Source organism: Neisseria macacae ATCC 33926 (assembly GCF_022749495.1).
GTDB classification, from domain to species: Bacteria; Pseudomonadota; Gammaproteobacteria; order Burkholderiales; family Neisseriaceae; genus Neisseria; species Neisseria macacae.
The window spans coordinates 1,086,178-1,107,702 of sequence record NZ_CP094241.1; the positions used below are offsets into that span (position 1 = coordinate 1,086,178).

Consider the following 21,525-nt stretch of genomic DNA (forward strand, 5'->3'; position numbering starts at 1 on the left):
TGGAGGAAAGGTCGTCTGAAAGACGAATTGACGATTTCAGACGACCTTTGGTTGAATTGGAAGTTATAGTGGATTAACTTTAAATCAGGACAAGGCGACGAAGCCGCAGACAGTACAGATAGTACGGCAAGGCGAGGCAACGCCGTACTGGTTTAAAGTTAATCCACTATATAGTGGCTCAGTTCAAAAGAACATAGCAACAAAGCTTTATCTGTGGTTTGTAGCGTTCTTTTTTATTCATGAATTCCAGGTCCGAAATCGGCTGTGACAAATTCTTGAACAATCATGACCGCGCAGTTGTCTTTACGTTTTTTCATAAAAAGCAGTTTTGCCTTTGCCGGAGCAGGTAACGTAAGAATGGATATGTCTTTACCGTCTAAATGGCCGATAAAGCTGGGGTTGCCTGCGAACTCTTCATAGTTTGTAGGTGGTAACGGACAGCGGTTATGGTGAAGTTCAAATTCAAGCTGCTTCATCTTGCCTTTTTCAGACGACCATTCGGCAAACGAAATACTGCGGATACCGTATTGTTGATGGGGTTGTTGGTTAACATGGTATGTGCTGTTGAACTGCTTGTCGTTTTTTATCGTATGGTTAGCAGTTCGATTGATTTCATGCGCCAACTCGGGGATGTCAATACTGCGACCGATTTTATCCAAGTCAATAAAACTGCCATCGCGGGCAGCTTCTACCAAAACCTTAGACAAAGATTTATCGTACATACGCATGGTTTCCATCGTATCAGCCTTGGCGATATTGACAGATGTAAGCAATGCGCAAAATATCAAAAAATGAGATTTCATTATAAATCCTTGTTATTAAATAGAGTTTAAGAATAAAACAAAATTGTCTGCATAAAAGATGGGATATTATAAGGTATACCAATAATTTATTGAAATTTCCCCAACATTATTTTTCTTATGGATGAAAAACTTTTTGATGAATTATTTTTAAGTGCTATATAAATTTCATCATCAATTTTGTTTTGTGTTAATACCATATCTTCAATATATGGAATAATTTGTTCACAGTTGATTGAAATTAAATAGGCAGCTATCTCAATATAAATATATGATTCTACGCGAGAATGGTCTAATCTGTTCAATAGCAAAGTTTCAATCGATTTCGAGTGATAGATTTTTTCTTTTAATGCATACACAATCCAAGAGATAACTTTGGGGTGTCTGCTATTTAAATTTTTTATTAGATATTCTTCAATATAATCCCTTTTGGGAAAAAATGCAGAGCTGAACGCAGTAGCAATAACAATAGAATATCTATATATTTGCCAAATTAATTTAATTTTTTCTTCTATTACGCAGAATTCTTCCTCTCCTAAATCATAATTGTGAAACAAATGCCCTAAAGAAGATATCGCTGAGGATTTTACCTTAATGCTTTTATCGTTGTTTATAAAATCAATTAAAAGAGATAAAACCTCTTCAAGTTCAGATTTATCAAGCTTATTTTGAATTTGTCCGAGAATAAAAACAGCAAGTTCCCTATGCCGACTATACTGGCTTGTTAAGAGAACATTTTTAATGATGTCTTTGATTTCACGATACTGGAAAAATTGCAATCTTCTAGCTGCTTCGTATTGAGTTTGAGTATTAGAATTCAACAGGATATTGAGTAATTCAGTAGATGATAAATCTTTACATGCCAAATAAGCATCAAAACTCAGAGAATCTCTATTTTTCATAATAGTTTACCTTGTCTTGTTTCTAATGCAGGAGGCTATCTTGAAAAATGTGATTTGATTTCATGAGTTTTAGCGTTTATGTGGACTTCAATAATTCCATGTCCACCTCTATGATGAGGATTTAATACTTGGGGAGAGTAGGTAAAAACATAATATTTGTTTTCTGTTTTATCAATGTAAGTGCTACATGATATATTGTAGTCGGAGATGTTTAATCCTTTAGCCTCTATCTCTTTCATGGAGAGGAATAGAGGCTGGGAGTATTCTTTTTCTATCGATAGTTTTTTACCCGAATATCTGTAAATTTCAAAAGAATCAGCCATAGTATTTTGCGGTATAAAGAATATAAAGAGTAAAGTAATCAGATATTTTTTAAGATTCATTTTTAGTATTAACTCGATAGGATTTAAAATTGAAGGAACCAAGTTTCATGGTTTATAGCAAGCTGTTGGATCAGCAGATGTAGGTTGGGTCGTGACCCAACATTCAGGTTGTTGTTGGGTTTGCCAACCCAACCTACGCTTACTATTCTTACGGATATTCCCGCAGATAAACGCGCTCGCCCTTGTCGTCATAACGCTTAATCAGACGCAGGCGGCCGTTTTTATCGTATTCGCGTGCCTCGCCGAAATACACGCCGTGGCGGTGCGGCAGCGTGTATTTCAATTTGCCGTTGGGATAATAGCCTTTGACCACGCCGTGGACTTTATCGTTTTCGTCATACGGCATCACGGTTTCCAACACGCGCTGACTGCCGTCGGTATAGTGGTACACCGTATAGCCGCCGTCCGCATGGTTTTCTCTGCGCATTGTGCCACCCTGTCCGTCTGCTGTTCCGCTGTTTTGCCAACGCCGCTGCCTCAACCGTTCTTCTGCCTCGCGGCCGCGCTGTATTTGCATTTCCAGCTGTCTTTGCTGCGGTGAAACAAAGCTGCCCTCCGGCACGCAGTTCATATTGCCGTACATCTGCAGGCAATGCGCTATCCGGTTCTGTTCCTGACGGTCCGCGCGCGCATTGGCCGCCGAATCCGCCCATGCCGCCTGAAACGGCAATGCCGCCAGTATGGATAGTGCAACGGATATTTTTTTCAAAACAGATATTTTCATATAAATTCCTTAGCAGATGTAGGTTGGGTCGTGACCCAACATTCAGGTTGTTGTTGGGTTTACCAACCTAACCTACGCTTACCATGCCAACAAATAATGATTTGAGTATATTGGATTTGAAGTTAATAGAATAGTTTATAGCAAGTCATATGAAAACTCTAAATTAGCCTGCATGCGTACTACACTCTTATAACTCTTCCGAATCTGAGAGATCCTCAAATCCAACAACATCATCATCGTGGTAGTTGATTAAAATGCCGTATGGCTCGGCAATAGGGAGCTGACTTTCTCTAAATACGATATCCCAATCTTTTGTTTTTTCATGAAACATAAACTCCGGAAAAGAAATCAATTCTTTGGTTTCGTCTAATTTATCTTTGTAATGATTAAATCCAAGTTGTTTGGGTTGGGTATATAAAATATTTCTTAAGAATAGTTCAGTTTTTGCTTTGATCTGAGGAAAGTTATTCATTTTACTTTGAATAAAGTTAAAATCTATTTCCTCCAAATCAAATGGTTGACTAACTTGAATAGAGAAAGACATTTCATTAAATATACCTTGAAGAAAAGATGTGTTTGTTGTTTCTTCAGTAATAAAGGTCAATTTGCCCAGAGGGGTATGAAATTTACCCATATTAGTGTCCTATATAAGGTATTAAATATTTAGAGTAAGCAAAATAGTTATTAAAGGTCGTCTGAAAAATTTCAGACGACCTTTTCTTCAATATCCTCTAATTTGCTATCACTCTTTCTTTCAAAGTCTTCAATAATCTCTTTATAACCTTAATCTGTATCTTAATACCCTTGTGGGTTAGATGGATGAGCACCAATTTTTAAGAAACGTGATAGTTTATAAATAATAATGTAAGACATTAATTTTGGGTTATTTAATATTTTTCATTATATTGGAAAGTTCTATTGGTACGGGTATATCATGTTCACTTGAACGTGAAATTTTTAGCAAATAACTATGTAGAATAAATTCAAAATCAGAAAATATTTTTAATTTGATTAGGCAACATATTTTTAACTCTTGGATTTTTAAGTCTCGCCAATTTTGATGGCTGGATAGTTTTGAAAAGTAATTATCCGGAATTTGCTCTATCATATCAAGGCAATGATTAAATTCCTTTAAGTCATAATAAATATGTGCTAGGTAGGCTTTGGCAAACATAGCATTTTCAGAATCAGAAGTAGCCTTTTTAAAGGGAATTTTTGCTTGTTCTAAAAGGGAAATTCTATTTTTATCTTCTGATAGATTAGCTTTTAAATATAAGTTATATCCTAAAAGATATGGGTAATTATTTAAATTTAATAAATTATTTAGAAGATAATCTATAAGGATTAATTTTGTTCGATTCTCCTCAGTCAATTCGATTACCTCAGTTATTACATAAGGATTGTTAGTTGATATTGAGTCTAAAGGGGAGTCGATATATTCCAAAGCATTCATAATATTAACTTATGGTTGTACTGTTTTCTTATAGTATATTCTCTGTTAGTTATATATTTTGCTATTGAATCATTCACTTACTTTACATCGATAATTGTAGGTTAGATCCCTAAAACCGTCATTTTGTATATAACAGGTTTGTAATATATGGGTCGTCTGAAACAGTTTCAGACGACCTTTTTCTTTATTTCTCTCTATTCTTTCAGCACCCTTTCTTTCAAAGTCTTCAACACACTCTTTACCGTCTTAATTCTCATTTCCACATCCTCCATCTGAGCCGTAAACTTCAACTTATCCGCTCCAGCCAGCCGATATTTTTTATCCGTCTGAATCAGCAGGATGATTTCTGTCGGATCGATTTGGTGGTGTTTGCCGAAGGTAACGGTGACGGCTTCGCTGGTCGCGTCGATGGCGTCTATGCCCAATTCTTTTGCGGCGAGCCGCAGGTGGTGGCTTTCGATGAGGGTTTTGACGGGTTGTTCGGGCAGGCCGAAGCGGTCGACGAGTTCTTCGTGTATGGCGTTGATTTGCTGTACGGTTTCGCAGACGGCGAGGCGTTTATAGAGGACGAGCCGTTCGTGGATGTCGGGGCAGTAGCTTTCGGGCAGCAGGGCGGGGCTGTGCAGTTTGATTTCGGTGGTGATGCCCAGCGGTGCGTCGAGGTCGGGCTGGCGGCCTTTTTTGAGGTCGCGCACGGCTTGTTTGAGCATTTCGGTGTAGAGCGTGAAGCCGACCTGCATCATTTCGCCGGATTGTCCTTCGCCGAGGATTTCGCCTGCGCCGCGGATTTCCAAATCCTGCATGGCGAGGGTGAAACCTGCGCCGAGTTCGTCTGCCGCCGCGATGGCATCGAGGCGTTTTTCTGCGTCTTTGGTGATGTATTCGGGTGTGAGCAGGTAGGCGTAGGCTTGGTGGTGGCTGCGGCCGACGCGCCCGCGAAGTTGGTGCAGTTGCGCCAATCCGAATTTGTCGGCGCGGTTGATGATGATGGTGTTGGCGTTGGGGATGTCGATGCCGGTTTCAATGATGGTGGAACAGAGCAACACGTTGAATCTTTGCTGCAAAAAGTCGCGCATGACTTGCTCCAGCTCGCGCTCGCGCAGTTGTCCGTGCGCCACGCCGATGCGGGCTTCTGGCAGCAGAGCTTCCAGCCGCTCGCGCATGTTTTCGATGGTATCCACTTCATTATGCAGGAAAAACACTTGCCCGCCGCGTTTGAGTTCGCGCAACACGGCTTCGCGCACGCTGCCTTCGCTGAACGGTTTGACAAAGGTTTTGACGGCGAGGCGGCGGCTGGGCGCGGTGGTAATCAGCGAAAAGTCGCGCAGGCCTTCGAGTGCCATGCTGAGGGTGCGCGGAATCGGCGTGGCGGTCATGGTGAGGATGTCGACATTGGCGCGCAGGCGTTTGAGCTGCTCTTTCTGGCGCACGCCGAAGCGGTGTTCTTCGTCGATGATGACCAATCCTAAGTTTTTGAATTTGATGTCGTCCTGCACCAATTTGTGCGTGCCGATAACGATATCGACCGTGCCGTCCGCCATGCCTTCGAGCGCGGCTTTGGTGGCTTTGCTGTTGTTGAAACGCGAAAGGCTGGCGACTTTCACGGGGAAATCGGCGAAGCGGTCTGCGAAATTTTGCGCGTGCTGCTCGACCAGAAGCGTGGTCGGGGCGAGTACGGCAACCTGTTTGCCGCCCATCACTGCCACAAACGCGGCGCGCAGGGCGACTTCGGTTTTGCCGAAACCGACATCACCGCACACAAGGCGGTCCATCGGCTTCGCCTGCGTCAAATCTTTAATCACGGCGGCGATGGCGGCGGCCTGGTCTTCGGTTTCTTCGTAGCCGAAGCCGTCGGCAAACGCCTGATAGTCCAACTCGTTGATTTCAAACTTGTGTCCCGATTGGGCGGCGCGTTGGGCGTAGAGATTGAGCAATTCGGCGGCGGTATCGCGCGCTTTTTCGGCGGCTTTGCGCTTCGCCTTGTTCCATGCGCCGCTGCCGAGCTTGTGCAGAGCGACGTTTTCATGCGCCTGACCGGAGTAACGGCTGATTAAATGCAGTTGAGAAACAGGTACATAAAGCTGCGCTTCGCCCGCGTATTCGAGCAACATCATTTCGTTGGTTTCGCCGCCCAAATCCATCGTTACCAAGCCCATATACCGCCCGATGCCGTGTTCTTCGTGCACGACGGGGTCGCCGATGTTGATTTCGGCAAGATCGCGCAACAGGCCGTCTGAAACGGCGGCGTGTTTCTTGCGGCGGTTGTGAACGCGCGAACGGGCGACGTATTGGTAGAGCTCGGATTCGGTGATGACGGCGATGGCACCTTGAGCGGCAACTGCTTTGCCCTCTCCCCAACTCTCCCCCACGGGGGAGGGGGTAGGTTGCTGTTGGATTTGCCCGTGCAGATCACTTGCGATGAGGTGCAGGCTGCTTTTAGTTTTCAGGTCGTCTGAAACGGCGGCGGCACTTTGTTCCCTCTCCTGAGGGAGAGGGCTAGGGAGAGGGTTTGTTGCGGTTGTGGAAAATTCGGTTTGGTCGGCAACCGCTTTGCCTTCTCCCTCGGAGGCGAGAGTAGGTTGTTGTTGGCTCGGAGATTGTGACTCGCCCAGTTTGAACCCGTATGCCAACGGCGCGACCGTAATCATCAGCGGCTCGTGTGCCGATAAAAAGCCCTGCCAGTCGGACACGCTTTTGGCTTTCAAGCCGTTTTGCTGCAAGAAGCCGAGCATGGTTTCGCGCCGTCCCAAACTTTCGGCGCACAGCAAAATCCGCCCGTCAAAGGTCGTCTGAAAATCCTTCAATGCCTGCAACGGCTCGTCGGATTGGCGGTTGACGGCAAGGTCGGGCAGGGTGTGTTCCTTGCCGGAAACATCGGGCAGCACTTGTCCGTAGTTTTTCAGACGACCTGCGAACACATCGGCAGAGAGATACAAATGCTGTGGAAGCAAAGGCGGATAGGTTTCATCGCCCTGCGCCATGGCGTAACGCGATTTGACGTCGCTCCAAAAGCGGTTTGCCTCAGCGTGAACGTCGCCCAATGAGACAAACAGCGCATCTTCGCCGATATAGTCAAACAGCGTTTCCAGCTCGTTTTCAAAAAACAGCGGCAGGTAGTATTCCACGCCCGCGCCGAAGTGGCCGTTGCTGACGGCTTTGTACACAGCGGCATCGTTCGGATTGCCATCGACTTCCTCGCGGAAGCGGCTGCGGAAGATTTTTTGCGCCTCGCTGTCGGTGGGGAACTCGTGCGCCGGCAGCAGGCGGATTTCGGAAACGGGGGAGATGGTGCGCTGCGTGTCCGTGTCAAAGGTTTTGATGCTGTCGATTTCATCGTCGAACAAATCGATGCGGTACGGCATCTCGCTGCCCATCGGGAACAAATCGACAATACCGCCGCGCACGGCAAATTCGCCCGCCGCGACAACATGGGAAACATGGTTGTAGCCCGCGTCCACCAAATCGGTTTTCAGACGACCTATATCCAAAGTCTGCCCCGTTTTCAGCCAAAACGTGCGCCCCGCCAAAAACGGCACGGGCGGCAGCTTCTGCATCGCCGTGGCAACCGGTACGAACAACACGTCCGCCGCGCCACTCTTAATCTGCCACAACGCCGACAGCCGCTCCGACACCAAATCCTGATGCGGCGAAAAACGCTCATAAGGCAGCGTTTCCCAGTCCGGCAGGAACACCGCCGTATCGTGCGGACGGAAAAACCGCCATGCCGTCTGAAGGCGCAACGCCTGTTCCGCATCTTGGGTCAGCACGACTTTGAGCCGCTTATGCGGCAGATAACGCGCCAAAGCCAGCGGCAGCGAGCCTTGCGAAAGATTGAGCCAACGGGATTTTTCACGGGGTTTGGGGATAGGGTAGGTCATGGCGTAGGGACAATGGCTTGCGGCAGCCGGAAAATTTTTCGGGCCGCCGTGGTAGGTTGTAAAAGCGGGATTTTAGCAGATTAAAAGCGGGTATAAGGGATAGGATGGTTTGGTTGGTTTTCAGACGGCCTTTGTGTGCCAGAGGGTCGTCTGAAAATGTTTGTCCGTAAAAACCGATTGAAATGGATAGACTGAATATTACGGTTTGTCCGGATAAGCCAATAACGGGCTGAAGTCCGCTTTCCAAATATCCAGTTCATACAGTTGACCGTCGCTGTAAGAATATAGGGTTGCCAAAACCGGAATGCCGTCTTTATCGTGAAACAGGTATTCGGCGATTGGGATGATTTTTAGCGGGCGCGTTTGGTTTGTATCGCTGGAAAACAGAAAACTGCCCATCGCGCCGTCGTCGAGCGTGGTGACGCTGTTGGAAAAACGGGTTTCCAATCGGGCATATTGAGGTTTTTTGTTGGACAGAAGAAGATTCAACAAATCGGTTTCGTCTGCCGTCATCGGGCGTTTGTTCAATGGTTCAACTCCATGTATCTGCTGAAAAAGGGATGGTTCGTCCGGATGTTTTCAGACGACCTTTGGCGGCAGGAAGTCATTCTAGCGGATGCAAGCCGGCAAAGACAGCGGCTGCTTTTTCAGACGACATGTAAGGGTTTGTGATAAGGTATAAAACGTTCCTATTTTGGGAACGAGGTCGTCTGAAAACGGAGGGGAAGGGTATGCCGCAGCAGAAGTGCAGGCAGCAGGCATTTCAGATTTGCGTTATACTTTTCCCCGTCTGTGTACTTTACTTATGAGAAAGGCAGCAAAATTATGATTTTGGAATTCATTAAAAAACTGTTTGGCGCGACTGGCGGCGCATCGTCTTCGTCAAAACGCGGCGGCTGGAATGAGGAAGAGGGCGTGTATTACGCCAAAGGCAGCTACGATAACGCAGTAGAGTACAACAATGAGTTGATGTGTATTGCCAATTTTATGCTCTACCATATGGAAGACATGAACCAGGCAATGGACAAACGCGATTACGCCCAAGCCGAAAAAGTCCGTGTGCAGTGGATAGCCGCGATTCCCAATTACATCGCACAAGCCGATAAATTGGGTGCATACAAAGGCGATGCTTCCCTGTTGAATGCTTTGAAAAATCATCTGCATTTCTTTAGCGATTTGATGGAAGACGGCTATAAAAAGCTAATCCAAATCCGCGCTTCCGGCAAACACGGTTCGGAAGAAGATGAAGAGCAATTGGACGAGAACAACGAGAAAATCTTGGACAGTACCGATAAGTTCAATGAAGTGAGCGACGAGTTTTTGGAAAAATTCGAAGACGAATAAACCGTATAGGCGAATTTTGTATAGTGGATTAAATTTAAATCAGGACAAGGCGACGAAGCCGCAGACAGTACAGATAGTACGGCAAGGCGAGGCAACGCCGTACTGGTTTAAAGTTAATCCACTATAAAACGCTATCTTAAAACCAAAAATCCTCTAAATTCCTTACGACAGAATTTAGAGGATTTTTTTCATCAGCCGTTTTCTATAAAAATATAGAGAACCGCTGATTATCAAAAAGGTCGTCTGAAAACCGGTATGACGGGTTTCGCTACAAGTTTTCAGACGACCTCCATTCAAACTGCTACACCCGCCAGTTTGCCGATTATACCCGTAACCGCCAATGCCGCCACGCCCCACAGGCACACGCGCAAGACGGCGGGGGCGACAGGTGCGCCGCCGAGTTTGGCGGAGGCGTAGCCCAGTGCGGCGAGTCCGAACAAAGTGGTTGCCGCCAGCGTAGGGATCAGGGCGGCGGGAGCGGTCAGCGCGATCAGCAGCGGCAGTATCGCGCCGGCGCAGAACGAACCGGCGGAGGCAAGCGCGGCCTGCATGGGCTTGGCGGCGGAGGTTTCGGTGATGCCGATTTCGTCGCGGGCATGGGCGGAGAGCGCGTCGTGTTCCATCAATGCTTGCGCGACTTCGGCGGCAAGTGCGTCGGACAAACCGCGGCGGCGGTAAATTTCGGTCAGTTCTGCCAGTTCGGCATCGGGATTGGCTTCCAATTCGTGGCGTTCTTTGTGCAAATCGGCTTTTTCCGTGTCCGACTGGCTGGATACGGAAACATATTCACCCGCCGCCATCGAGACCGCGCCGCCGATCAGGGCGGAAACGCCCGTCAGCAGCAGGGTTTGGAAATCGGGGGCGGCAGCCGCGACGCCGGTCAGCAGTGAGGCGGTGGAAATCAGGCCGTCGTTCGCGCCCAATACGCTCGCGCGCAGCCAGTTGTTGCGGTTGCTGAAATGGCGTTCGCTGTGTTGTGAATACATGGCAGTGTTCCGGCGGTGTTTTGCGCTATGGTAGCACCGTATCGGTTTATCGGGGCAGCGTAATCATGCGTTTGCACGCTGAAAATCCGTCCACACTTGATAATCATTGTCGCTTAAACGGGTTTGTGGTATAAATCCTAGAAATTTAGCTCTAAACTCTAATAACTGCCGATTAACCGAGAATCATGATGACACACACCGAATCAAGCGCGCAGCCGTCAACTATGGACACGGCTGCTTTTTTAAAGCATATCGAATCCGCATTCCGCCGCATTTTTTCAGACGACCTCAATCTCATGCAATACCTGCCCGAAGACAAATGGCTTGCCTTGAAGCAGGCGGGTTTGCTGTTGCCCTTCCTCGACAAAAAACATGGCGGCCGCAAGGGCAGCCAGTTTGAAATCCAAGAAGTCCTGCGGATTGCGGGGCATTACGGCGTGCCCGTTACCCTGCGTACCGGCATCGAAGGTGCGCTGGTGTTGCAGCCTCTGCAAGAGTTTGGCGACGAAGCGCAAGTCGCGCAAGGTTTGGACATGGTTTTCAAAGGCGAGGGTGGTGGTTTGGGTATTACCGAACCCGAAACCTCCGGCGCGGCGATTGCCCGCGAAATGCAGTCCTACTACGAATACATCGACGAACAAACGATTTACGTCAACGCCGCGAAATATTGGCAGGGCAACTCGCAAAGCGACTTTCTCCTCGTTGCCGCCAAAGAGCGCAAAAACGGCAAACTCTCCAAAGTCATCAACCTGCTGCTCGTTCCCAAGCAATACATCCGCTACGAAGCCCTCGCATCCGAAGGCCTGCGCGCCGTCCGTTACGCCGTCAACCGCATTGATGCCGAAATGCCCGCTGCCGCCGTCATGAAACTCTCGCAGAGCGATGCCGCCGGTTTGCGCGCGTTCCAAAACATCTTTATCCGCAGCCGCCTGCAACTGATCGGCATGACGCACGGCATCATGGAATACATCATTGACAACCTGAACCGATATGTTCGCCACGACATCAAATTCGTCGATTACGAACGCCGCGAAATCCAACGCCGCCATCAGGTTTCCGAGATTCTTTACCGCTACGTCTGCCATTGCGTTTCGCCCGTTGCCCCCGTCGCCCATCAACTGATGGAGGCAAACATCATCAAAACCCTCGCCACGGAGTACACTTACGCCGCCGCGCAAATGTTGCAAAAACTCTTGGGCGCGAAGGGGTTTGAACGCGGACACACCGCCAGCAATATCGCTATCGACATCCGCCCCTTCACCATCTTCGAAGGTCCGAACGATATGCTTTATGCCGAAATTTACGACCAGTTCGTCCGCGCCACCGCCGAAGAAAAAGAAGCAGGCATTAAGTTGGACAAAAACCAAACCCTGCTCGACCGCCTGCAAACCGACGCCCGCTTTGCCGCCGTTGCGCGCGACTACACTTTACCCGAAGACATCCGCAGCTTCCTGCAGGAACGCACCCTGACCGACGCCTGCGCCTTGCAAAAAGTCTTCATCGGCAAAATCATCGCCCGACTATTTGTCTTCGTACAGGCGGAACACGAAGACACCGCAGCCTTCCTGTTGAACGACATCCGCAAAGACATATTGGACTGCCGATATTGCGGTTGATGGTTTAAGGCAGAGAGGTCGTCTGAAATCGGTTTTCAGACGACCTTGGGCGGATTTTTATGCTTTCGATTCAAAAGCGATTTCATTGCGAAAATCAAATGAATCAAGTGCTTTAGTCATGTTCATTGACTTTCAGACGACCTCCGAGCCCATGACCCTCTCCAAACTTCCTCTTTGGCAGACTCCCGAACAAGTCTGCGACATCTTACTTGCGCTGCCGGAAAAGCAGCGCAATCGTGCGTTGTACGAACTCGTTTCCCTTTTTGATCATGAAAACCCGCAAGGTCGGACGGAAGCCGAAAGTCAGCTTGCCGCCCTGCGCCTGCTGTGGTATGACCCGCGTTTTCAAGGTTTGGAAAACATCAGACATTGGCTGCGCGATGTGCTTGGGTTGGACGAGTCAAACGGTTCATGGCTTGCGTTGCAGGGCGAAATCGAAACGCTGATGGAAATGCTCCATCCCGAAACCTGCCGCACTTACGGAGAATACGGCGGTATGTTCAAAAGCGCGCAAACGCTCGAACCTTTTGTCGCCCGAATGTTCGAGCGCGATACCGAAGCCTCGCGCAGCATGGCTTGGGACTGTCTGTATTGGAACAAAGAGCTCCGCTGTTTACGCCCCGATTGGGATGAATGGTTGAAAGAAGAAATCCGAAATCTGCGTGGTAAATACGGCGAAAACAAATAGCCGCCGCAACTGATTCAGGTTGACTGAAAGGTGTTTCTGACTTTGAGCGGCTGAAAATCAAACCCGACTGTTTTTTATAGTGGATTAACTAAATCAGGACAAGGCGACGAAGCCGCAGACAGTACAGATAGTACGGAACCGATTCACTTGGTGCTTCAGCACCTTAGAGAATCGTTCTCTTTGAGCTAAGGCGAGGCAACGCCGTACTGGTTTAAATTTAATCCACTATAAACGGCAATTTTGTACGGGAACAAATAGCGAACAATAAAAAGGTCGTCTGAAAATTTCAGACGACCTTTTTTCATTTCATCAACAGCCTAGTGGAATCAATCCAGCTTTTTAAAGTGGCGGCGGCGTTCCAGTTCGCTCAGGTAACGCTTGCGCAGACGGATGGACTGCGGCGTGATTTCAACGAGTTCGTCATCGTCGATAAACTCGACCGCGCCTTCCAGCGTCAGCTTGATCGGGGTAGTCAGACGCACGGCTTCGTCAGTGCCGCTGGCGCGGATATTGGTGAGTTTTTTACCTTTGAGCGGGTTGACCACCAAATCATTGTCGCGGCTGTGGATGCCGATAATCATGCCTTCGTAGATTTTATCGTTGGGCGACACGAACATACGGCCGCGGTCTTCCAGATTCCACAAGGCATAAGCGACGGCTTCGCCTTGCTCTTGGGAAATCAGTACGCCGTTGTGGCGGCCGGGCATATCGGGTTTCACGGGCGCGTAGTCGTCGAATACGTGGCTCATCAAGCCGACACCGCGCGTCAGGGTCATGAATTCGCCTTGGAAACCGATTAAACCGCGCGCGGGAATATGGTATTCGAGGCGGGTACGACCGTTGCCGTCGCTTTCCATATTGGTCAGTTCGCCGCGGCGGCGGCCGAGTTCTTCCATTACCGCGCCTTGGTTTTCGTCGGGCACGTCCACGGTCAGGTTTTCGTAAGGTTCGCATTTTTGACCGTCGATGTCGCGGTACACGACGCGCGGCTTGCCGACTGCCAGTTCAAAGCCTTCGCGGCGCATGTTTTCCAGCAAAATGGTCAGGTGCAGTTCGCCACGTCCGGATACGCGGAACACGTCGGCATCGGCGGTGTCTTCCACGCGCAGGGCAACGTTGGTCAGCAACTCTTTTTGCAGGCGGTCGCGGATTTGGCGGCTGGTCACGAATTTGCCTTCGGTACCCGCCAGCGGGCTGGTGTTCACCATAAAGTCCATCGTCAGCGTCGGTTCATCCACGCTCAACATCGGCAAACCTTTGGGGTTGTCTTTGTCGGTAATGGTTACGCCGATACCGATGTCTTCGATACCGGAAATAATCACGATGTCGCCGGCTTCGGCTTCTTCAAGCGGTACGCGTTCCAAGCCTTTGAAACCCAAAAGCTGGTTGATGCGGCCTTGGGCGATTTGCTGGTCGTGGTTCATGACGGCAACGACTTGACCGGGTTTGATACGTCCGTTCAGGATACGGCCGATGCCGAGGCGGCCGGTATAGTTGTCGTAGTCGAGTTGGGAAATTTGCAGTTGTAGCGTTTCATCCGCACTGCCGCTCGGTGCAGGCGTGTGTTTTAAGATGGTGTCGAACAGCGGACGCATGTCGTTGCTCTCGTCGGTTTCTTCCAGTTTGGCGAAACCGGACAGGCCGGAAGCGTAGACAATCGGGAAGTCCAATTGCTCGTCGGTTGCGCCCAAGTTGTCGAAGAGTTCGAAAGTTTGGTCGATGACCCAGCTCGGACGGGCAGACGGTTTGTCGATTTTATTGATGACGACGATCGGTTTCAGCCCCAAAGCCAAGGCTTTTTTGGTAACGAAACGGGTTTGCGGCATCGGGCCTTCCTGCGCATCTACCAACAATACGACGCAGTCCACCATACCCAAAACGCGCTCCACCTCGCCGCCGAAGTCGGCGTGTCCCGGAGTGTCGACGATGTTGATGTGGTAGCCTTCGTAATCGATGGCGGTGTTTTTGGCGAGGATGGTAATGCCGCGTTCTTTTTCAAGGTCGTTGCTGTCCATCACGCGTTCGTCAACCTGCTGGTTGGCGCGGAATGTACCGGATTGGCGCAGCAGTTGGTCAACTAATGTGGTTTTGCCGTGGTCGACGTGGGCGATGATGGCAATGTTGCGAATTTGTTTCATGGTGATATGTATTTCAAATGATTTTTATCAAAAAGTAACTTGCAATTATATCACGGTTCATCTTATCGGACGGAGGGGGAGTAGATTAAATTTGAATCGGTACGACGTTTGTCCTGGTTCAACCGTCATTCACTATATGCGTACTGCGGCACAGTTTGACGATATAGTGGATTAACTTTAAACCAGGACGGCGTTACCTCGCCTTAGCTCAAAGAGAACGATTCTCTAAGGTGCTGAAGCACCAAGTGAATCGGTTCCATACTATCTGTACTGTCTGCGGCTTCGTCGCCTTGTCCTGATTTAAATTTAATCCACTATAAAAGAAAAGCATTTGAGAATAATTAATAATAAAATTTGATTGGGTTTTGTAATTTATTTGCTTTTATTTATGGTTAAAGAGTGTAAATGTTTTTGAATGTTGAAATGGATTCTTAATACCAATGGCAACAAATATCTATATAAAACAAGGTGTTGAATTTTCAGACGACCTTTTAAGGCTTCTGTTTTTTTTGATAATTGTTTGTATTTTAAATAGAAAATTTGTCAAGCGTCAGGCTTTTTCATACAATTCAGCCATCAAGAAACAACACGCAATGTTTTTTACAGACACTTTACAATTTCAAAGAAAGAGAAAGAATTATGCAAGGCAATCAAGCTGTTATCGATTATATGAACGAACTGTTGTCCGGCGAGTTGGCTGCACGCGATCAATACTTCATCCACTCACGCCTGTACTCCGAATGGGGCTACAACAAACTGTTTGAACGTCTGAATCATGAGATGGAAGAAGAAACAACCCACGCCGAAGACTTCATCCGCCGTATCCTGATGCTGGGCGGTACGCCTAAAATGACCCGTGCCGAACTGAACATCGGTACCGACGTGATTTCCTGCCTGAAAGCGGATTTGAACACCGAATACGAAGTACGCGATGCGTTGAAAAAAGGCATCAAACTGTGCGAAGAAGCACAAGACTACGTTACCCGTGATTTGATGATTGCCCAGTTGAAAGACACTGAAGAAGATCACGCCCACTGGCTGGAACAACAACTGCGTCTGATCGAACTCGTCGGCGAAGGTAATTACTACCAAAGCCAACTGTAATTAAGCGTATAAGGAGCTGAAAATGAAAGGCGATCGCTTAGTTATCCGCGAGCTGAACAAAAACTTGGGCTTGCTCTTGGTTACCATCAACCAATACTTCCTGCATGCCCGCATTTTGAAAAACTGGGGCTTTGAAGAATTGGGCGAACATTTCTTCAAACAGTCCATCCGCGAAATGAAATCCGCAGACGATTTAATCGAGCGTATTTTGTTCTTGGAGGGTCTGCCTAACCTGCAAGAATTGGGCAAACTGCTGATCGGCGAATCAACCGAGGAAATCCTGTCCTGCGATTTGACAAAAGAACAGGAAAAACACGATGCCCTCATCGCTGCCATCGCCATCGCGGAACAACAGCAAGACTACGTCAGCCGTGATTTGTTGGAAAAACAAAAAGATATCAACGAAGAACACATCGACTGGCTTGAAACCCAGCAGGAGCTGATCGGCAAAGTCGGTTTGCCGAACTACCTGCAAACAGCGGCGCAAGAGGACTAAAACACAAACCACTGCCAAATATAGCAGTCCCTGCACCCATAAACGGCATATCCTTTCGGATATGCCGTTTTTCTTTTAATATAGTGGATTAAATTTAAATCAGGACAAGGCGACAAAGCCGCAGACAGTACAGATAGTACGGAACCGATTCACTTGGTGCTTCAGCACCTTAGAGAATCGTTCTCTTTGAGCTAAGACGAGGCAACGCCGTACTGGTTTAAATTTAATCCACTATACTTTGTCAGTAAAAGAGACGGTTCCCTGCTTTGTTAAGAAGTGAATATGCGGAATATGTGGTTTTAAACTGAAATAAAATCATATGAATAATAATAAGTTATAAATATTTTTGTATTATTTCCCTTGCTGCTCTTGAAATATTTAGAATTTTTGTTTTAAACTGCACACGTTACCTATTCCATTATTTATGTATTCTGTCATGCAAACAGCGCATCATTCATCTGCTTTCTTCTATTGGTACCACACAAACGTGCGGTACTTTTTTGCGCTTGTCTGACACAGATTAGAGATAGGGATACGCAAATCAGAGCCGCCTCATTTGAGCGGCTTTTTTGTTACCTATACATGGCCGCATCAATTGAAATATGAAATAAAACACAACTGAATCAGGATTACAGCCATGACACCGTCCATAAACGCCCAAACAAAAAACCTTCCTTTACACCGCTGCCAAATGATTGTTGACGGCAACAGCCATCACACAACAGCTTCCCAAGCCTTACCGGGCAGTGCAGATACGCTGATCAGCGAGGCATTGATTCCGCAAATCCGTATGGTTGCCACTTTGATTGCAGGTGAAAGGCACGATTTTGAAGCAGACAGCCCTGCTGTCTTTACGGAGGAAGCCGATTTTTTTGCCGCACGCATCTTGGTATTGGGTGTACACCGTTTCCATCTGGATATCACATTGTTGCCCATGCTGAAAACCGCCAACCAACGCGCCCAAGCGTTTGCCAAACGCCACCATCTCCCATTTACCCCCGCCCAAATGCATATGAGCCTGCATGCCCGCCGTCCTGACAACTTGCTGATTGTCGAAACCGAACATGAAATGGAAAATCATGGCAGCCTGATTGCCAACAGCCTTGCTTTCGCAGCCAAACTTCCCCGCCTGCCTTTGTAAACCATATTGACGCACTTGATAAAAATCAAATTTGCACCATATTCCACGGCAAGGCGCAGTATATTGACGCGCAGTTTGCCGATAACGCTCGGCTTAGACAATACCACTTCAAAAAGGATAAAAAAATGAAAAAACTCATTGCCTTAGCCGCACTTTCCTCACTTGCTCTCGCTGCCTGCAAAGACAATACCCAAGCCCAGCTTGAGCAGCAGCAAAAACAAATCGAAGCGCTTCAGCAGCAACTTGCCCAACAACAAGACAATACGATTTACCAACTCACGCCGGAAGGTGTGAAAGATACCATTCCTGCCGAAGCACAAGCCAACGGCAACAATGGTCAGCCTGTGACCGGAACAGACGGACAACAATATATTTATGACCAATCCACTGGCAGCTGGCTGCTGCAAAGCTTGGTCGGTACGGCGGCAGGCGCATTCATCGGTAACGCGCTGGCAAACAAATTCACACAAGCGCGTAATCAAAACAGCCCGATTGCCCAGCGCGCACGCGCCCATTATTATCAAACGGCCCGTCCCAACAGCCGTACCAGCCAGCAACTCAATACCCGTAGTCTGCCTGCGCAACAACAGGCGGCGCAACAGCAACGTTACCGTCAAACAACCCAGCAGCCGTCCAATTATCGCCGCCCAATGAGTCGCGGTTTTGGCCGCCGCCGCTAAAGCCATTTGATTGTTTTAAACGGGTTTCCGATTCGGCAAAGAGTGCTGATCAGAGAAAGACAGCATAACAGAGTTCGCTGATTTGCCGATTAAAGCAGATGAAGGTCGTCTGAAAATTCAGACGACCTTTGTTTATGCATCGCCGTAAAATGCAAGATGCCTTTAGTTAATCCACTATATTTATCAAAAGAAAAGGGGAGTGCGGTTGCATCTGCATTTTCAGACGACCTGAGTTTCAAGTAAAATCTACCTCGTCTGAAACACACTCAATCTCTCAGTAAGGAAAACATCATGAGCAACCATCACAAACTCATCATCCTCGGCTCAGGTCCTGCCGGCTACACCGCCGCCGTCTATGCCGCCCGCGCCAACCTCAAGCCCGTCATCATAACCGGCGTCGAACAGGGCGGACAACTGATGACCACCACCGAAGTCGACAACTGGCCCGCCGACGCCGAAGGCGTACAAGGCCCGGAACTGATGGCGCGTTTCCAAGCCCATGCCGAACGCTTCGGCACCGAAATGATTTTCGACCAAATCCACACCGTCGATTTGCAAAACCGCCCCTTCACCCTCAAAGGTGATATGGATGAATACACCTGCGACGCCCTGATTGTCGCTACCGGCGCATCCGCCAAATATCTGGGGCTGCCCAGCGAAGAAACCTTTGCCGGCAAAGGCGTATCCGCCTGCGCGACCTGCGACGGTTTCTTCTATAAACAGCAAGACGTGGCCGTCGTCGGCGGCGGCAACACCGCCGTAGAGGAAGCCCTTTATCTCGCCAACATCGCCAATACCGTTACCCTGATCCACCGCCGCGACAGCTTCCGCGCCGAAAAAATCATGGTGGACAAACTCATGCAGCGCGTTGAAGAAGGCAAAATCATCCTCAAACTCAACAGCAATCTGGATGAAGTCTTGGGTGACGAAGGCGGCGTCACCGGTGCTCGTCTGAAACACAATGACGGCACTACCGAAGACATCGCCGTCAAAGGCGTTTTCATCGCCATCGGCCATAAGCCAAACACCGACATTTTCAAAGGCCAGCTCGATATGGACGAAACCGGCTACCTGAAAACCAAAGGCGGTACGGGTGACAACGTCGGCGCGACCAATATCGAAGGCGTATGGGCGGCAGGCGACGTCAAAGACCACACCTACCGTCAAGCCATCACCAGCGCGGCTTCCGGTTGCCAAGCCGCACTGGATGCCGAACGCTGGCTCGACCGCCAAGGGTTGTAAAACACCCGAAACGGTTTTCTCAAGCATAAAGGTCGTCTGAACCTTTCAGACGACCTTTTTTATAGTGGATTAAAATTGCAATGATACGGCGTTGCCAACGCCCTTATGTACTACCCGTACACGGCGGGCGTTGCCGCCTTGTCTCATTTTTATTTTAATCCACTATACAACAGAAAAACACATTATCCATCCTGCCTTATCCGATTTTATGAGCAAACAGCCCAACAGCGCAGACCCAGCCGAAATCCCGCAAGACCAAACCGTCCCGCGCAGCAATACCGACAACGCGCCGCGTTCCGCCATCCATCAGACGCTTTATTCCGCCGATACGTTTGCCCAGCACGATTATCTCGCGGGTAAAAAACTGCCCGACATCGCCCGCCCGCAAGCGGGGCAGACCAACTGGCTGCATTTCGTCGGCATCAACGACGCCACGCTGCTCAAATACACGCTGGAACCTTACGGCATCCACGAGCTGGTCATCGAAGACATCCTCAGCCGCAAACAACGCCCCAAAATCGAAGACTATGGCAATTATCTGTTTATCGCCGCGCAGGTTTACCACTACACCGCCGCCGGCAAACTGAATTCCGACCAAGTGTATCTGATTATCGGCAAGGATTTCGTGTTGTCGTTCCAGCAAAAACCGCTGGGGCTGTTCAGCCAGCTGCGCCGCCAAATGAGCGAAAACCCGCGCGGCATCCTCGGTAAAAACACCGCCTTTCTCGCCTATTGCCTGCTCGACCGCATCGTGGACGACTATTTCATCGTTTTGGAAGAGTACAACAACCGCGTCGAGGCCATAGACAAATCCCTGTTTAAAGATGAAAACAGCGACATTCTCGGCAAAATCGACCGCCTTAAGCGCGATGCGGTCCGCTTGCGCCGCACGCTTTTGCCCTTGCGCGACGTGTTCTATCAACTTGCCGTGCGCGTCGATTTCACCATTTTCAAAGGCGAGTCCACCGTCTATCTGCGCGACGTGTACGATCACAACATGCAGCTTCTCGAATCGCTCGACGCCTCGCGCGACATGGTGTTGAGCATGATGGACATCTACCTTTCCTTCCAGTCCAACCGCATGAACCAGCAGATGCGCGTCCTGACCGTCATCACCATCATCTTTATGCCGCTGACCGTCATTACCGGCATCTACGGCATGAACTTCGACAACATGCCCGAACTGCATTGGCATTACGGCTATTTTATCGTTTTAGGTTTGATGCTGTGCATCATCGTCGGGCTGCTGATTTTCTTCTCGCGCAGAAAATGGTTATAAACCCATAAAAAAATCCAATTTCCGTATATTCATATATTAAATACAATCAGTAAGGTCGTCTGAAAACCATCCCAACCACTGAACGGCCGCCCATCTAACACAAACATTCATTTTTAAAAGAGGAACACTATGGACCAAACCCGCCAACTCCCTTCACACGAACTCATCATGTCCGAACTGATGATGCCCGACACCGCCAATTTCAGCGGCAACGTCCACGGCGGCGAACTTTTGCGCCTGCTCGACCAAGTCGCTTATTCCTGCGCCAGCCGTTACAGCGGCAACTACTGCGTTACACTGTCTGTCGATAAAGTCCTGTTTAAAGAGCCGATACACGTCGGCGACTTGGTAACCTTCTACGCCAGCGTCAACTACACGGGCAGAACCTCCATGGAAATCGGCATCCGCGTCGAGGCGCAAAACATCCGCACCGGCGAAGTGCGTCATACCAACAGCTGCTACTTCACCATGGTTGCGGTTGAAGACGGCAAACCCGTTCCCGTCCCGCCGTTGGAAATCACCACCGAACGCCAACGCTGCCGCTATGAAAAAGCCAAAAAACGCAAAGCCTTGAGTCTTCAGGCATCGGACGAGGCTTCTTGCGGATGCTGAAAACGGACGGATAAAACGGATTACAAGACAAAGGTCGTCTGAAAACCAGGTTTCAGGTT

The 21,525-nt window shown here is 48.6% G+C and carries 20 protein-coding genes and 1 pseudogene; 11 read left to right on the forward strand and 10 right to left on the reverse strand.

What is annotated here, in order from left to right:
* Nucleotides 1–233: 233 nt before the first annotated feature.
* The 8 genes from MON40_RS05235 to MON40_RS05270 all read right to left on the reverse strand — a co-directional run bounded on the left by MON40_RS05235 (nucleotide 234) and on the right by MON40_RS05270 (nucleotide 8,668).
* Entirely contained in the window at nucleotides 234–803 is a 570-nt protein-coding gene (locus tag MON40_RS05235) for a hypothetical protein (protein ID WP_003779361.1), read from the reverse strand.
* Between the two features lie 86 nt (nucleotides 804–889).
* Entirely contained in the window at nucleotides 890–1,702 is an 813-nt protein-coding gene (locus MON40_RS05240; RefSeq protein WP_003755453.1) for a hypothetical protein, read from the reverse strand.
* A 35-nt stretch (nucleotides 1,703–1,737) separates the two neighbouring features.
* A complete protein-coding gene (locus MON40_RS05245; RefSeq protein WP_039863163.1) occupies nucleotides 1,738–2,025 on the reverse strand; it encodes a hypothetical protein in 288 nt (95 codons plus the stop codon).
* 208 nt (nucleotides 2,026–2,233) lie between these two features.
* Nucleotides 2,234–2,809: a toxin-antitoxin system YwqK family antitoxin gene (locus tag MON40_RS05250; protein ID WP_003755449.1), complete on the reverse strand. Its 576-nt coding sequence runs from the start codon at nucleotides 2,807–2,809 to the stop codon at nucleotides 2,234–2,236.
* 187 nt (nucleotides 2,810–2,996) lie between these two features.
* Entirely contained in the window at nucleotides 2,997–3,443 is a 447-nt protein-coding gene (locus MON40_RS05255) for a hypothetical protein (RefSeq protein WP_003755447.1), read from the reverse strand.
* Between the two features lie 249 nt (nucleotides 3,444–3,692).
* Complete coding sequence (locus tag MON40_RS05260) at nucleotides 3,693–4,262, reverse strand: hypothetical protein (RefSeq protein ID WP_003755442.1); 570 nt, start codon at nucleotides 4,260–4,262, stop codon at nucleotides 3,693–3,695.
* A gap of 194 nt (nucleotides 4,263–4,456) precedes the next feature.
* The gene (gene mfd, locus MON40_RS05265; protein ID WP_003779363.1) at nucleotides 4,457–8,140 is read right to left on the reverse strand and encodes a transcription-repair coupling factor; all 3,684 of its coding nucleotides are present in this window, start codon (nucleotides 8,138–8,140) and stop codon (nucleotides 4,457–4,459) included.
* A 198-nt stretch (nucleotides 8,141–8,338) separates the two neighbouring features.
* Entirely contained in the window at nucleotides 8,339–8,668 is a 330-nt protein-coding gene (locus MON40_RS05270; protein ID WP_242926018.1) for a DUF6984 family protein, read from the reverse strand.
* Between the two features lie 297 nt (nucleotides 8,669–8,965).
* Between MON40_RS05270 and MON40_RS05275 the strand changes: the two genes are divergently transcribed.
* The gene (locus tag MON40_RS05275) at nucleotides 8,966–9,484 is read left to right on the forward strand and encodes an LIC11966 family surface protein (protein ID WP_039863156.1); all 519 of its coding nucleotides are present in this window, start codon (nucleotides 8,966–8,968) and stop codon (nucleotides 9,482–9,484) included.
* A 293-nt stretch (nucleotides 9,485–9,777) separates the two neighbouring features.
* Here the strand turns inward: MON40_RS05275 and MON40_RS05285 are convergent, their stop codons facing one another.
* Nucleotides 9,778–10,470 (reverse strand): VIT1/CCC1 transporter family protein, encoded by a 693-nt coding sequence (locus MON40_RS05285; protein WP_003779375.1) that lies wholly within the window; start codon nucleotides 10,468–10,470, stop codon nucleotides 9,778–9,780.
* A 188-nt stretch (nucleotides 10,471–10,658) separates the two neighbouring features.
* Here MON40_RS05285 and MON40_RS05290 point away from each other — a divergent pair, with 188 nt between their 5' ends.
* Complete coding sequence (locus MON40_RS05290) at nucleotides 10,659–12,086, forward strand: acyl-CoA dehydrogenase family protein (RefSeq protein WP_147611985.1); 1,428 nt, start codon at nucleotides 10,659–10,661, stop codon at nucleotides 12,084–12,086.
* Between the two features lie 118 nt (nucleotides 12,087–12,204).
* On the forward strand, nucleotides 12,205–12,774 hold the full coding sequence (locus tag MON40_RS05295) for a hypothetical protein (protein ID WP_003779379.1): 570 nt from the start codon (nucleotides 12,205–12,207) through the stop codon (nucleotides 12,772–12,774).
* A 326-nt stretch (nucleotides 12,775–13,100) separates the two neighbouring features.
* On the opposite strand, the gene typA is transcribed toward MON40_RS05295, so the two are convergent.
* Nucleotides 13,101–14,912, reverse strand: a complete 1,812-nt coding sequence (typA, locus tag MON40_RS05300; RefSeq protein ID WP_003765802.1) for a translational GTPase TypA — start codon at nucleotides 14,910–14,912, stop codon at nucleotides 13,101–13,103.
* A 639-nt stretch (nucleotides 14,913–15,551) separates the two neighbouring features.
* Here typA and bfr (MON40_RS05305) point away from each other — a divergent pair.
* The 8 genes and pseudogenes from bfr (MON40_RS05305) (at nucleotide 15,552) to MON40_RS05340 (ending at nucleotide 21,466) form a co-directional block, all read left to right on the forward strand.
* Entirely contained in the window at nucleotides 15,552–16,016 is a 465-nt protein-coding gene (gene bfr, locus MON40_RS05305; RefSeq protein ID WP_003755417.1) for a bacterioferritin, read from the forward strand.
* A gap of 22 nt (nucleotides 16,017–16,038) precedes the next feature.
* Nucleotides 16,039–16,512, forward strand: coding sequence for a bacterioferritin (gene bfr, locus MON40_RS05310; protein WP_003755415.1), 474 nt, complete (start codon nucleotides 16,039–16,041; stop codon nucleotides 16,510–16,512).
* 79 nt (nucleotides 16,513–16,591) lie between these two features.
* Nucleotides 16,592–16,776 (forward strand): annotated as a pseudogene (locus MON40_RS05315) (hypothetical protein); the annotation flags it as partial.
* A 373-nt stretch (nucleotides 16,777–17,149) separates the two neighbouring features.
* Nucleotides 17,150–17,653 carry a hypothetical protein gene (locus tag MON40_RS05320; RefSeq protein ID WP_003778070.1) on the forward strand — a complete coding sequence of 168 codons (504 nt, stop codon included), beginning with the start codon at nucleotides 17,150–17,152 and terminating at the stop codon, nucleotides 17,651–17,653.
* 125 nt (nucleotides 17,654–17,778) lie between these two features.
* Nucleotides 17,779–18,333 carry a hypothetical protein gene (locus MON40_RS05325; protein ID WP_003755407.1) on the forward strand — a complete coding sequence of 185 codons (555 nt, stop codon included), beginning with the start codon at nucleotides 17,779–17,781 and terminating at the stop codon, nucleotides 18,331–18,333.
* A 291-nt stretch (nucleotides 18,334–18,624) separates the two neighbouring features.
* Nucleotides 18,625–19,575, forward strand: coding sequence for a thioredoxin-disulfide reductase (gene trxB / locus MON40_RS05330; protein ID WP_003778074.1), 951 nt, complete (start codon nucleotides 18,625–18,627; stop codon nucleotides 19,573–19,575).
* 208 nt (nucleotides 19,576–19,783) lie between these two features.
* Nucleotides 19,784–20,854: a magnesium/cobalt transporter CorA gene (gene corA / locus MON40_RS05335; RefSeq protein ID WP_039862941.1), complete on the forward strand. Its 1,071-nt coding sequence runs from the start codon at nucleotides 19,784–19,786 to the stop codon at nucleotides 20,852–20,854.
* A gap of 129 nt (nucleotides 20,855–20,983) precedes the next feature.
* Nucleotides 20,984–21,466: an acyl-CoA thioesterase gene (locus tag MON40_RS05340; protein ID WP_003755401.1), complete on the forward strand. Its 483-nt coding sequence runs from the start codon at nucleotides 20,984–20,986 to the stop codon at nucleotides 21,464–21,466.
* Nucleotides 21,467–21,525 lie beyond the last annotated feature (59 nt).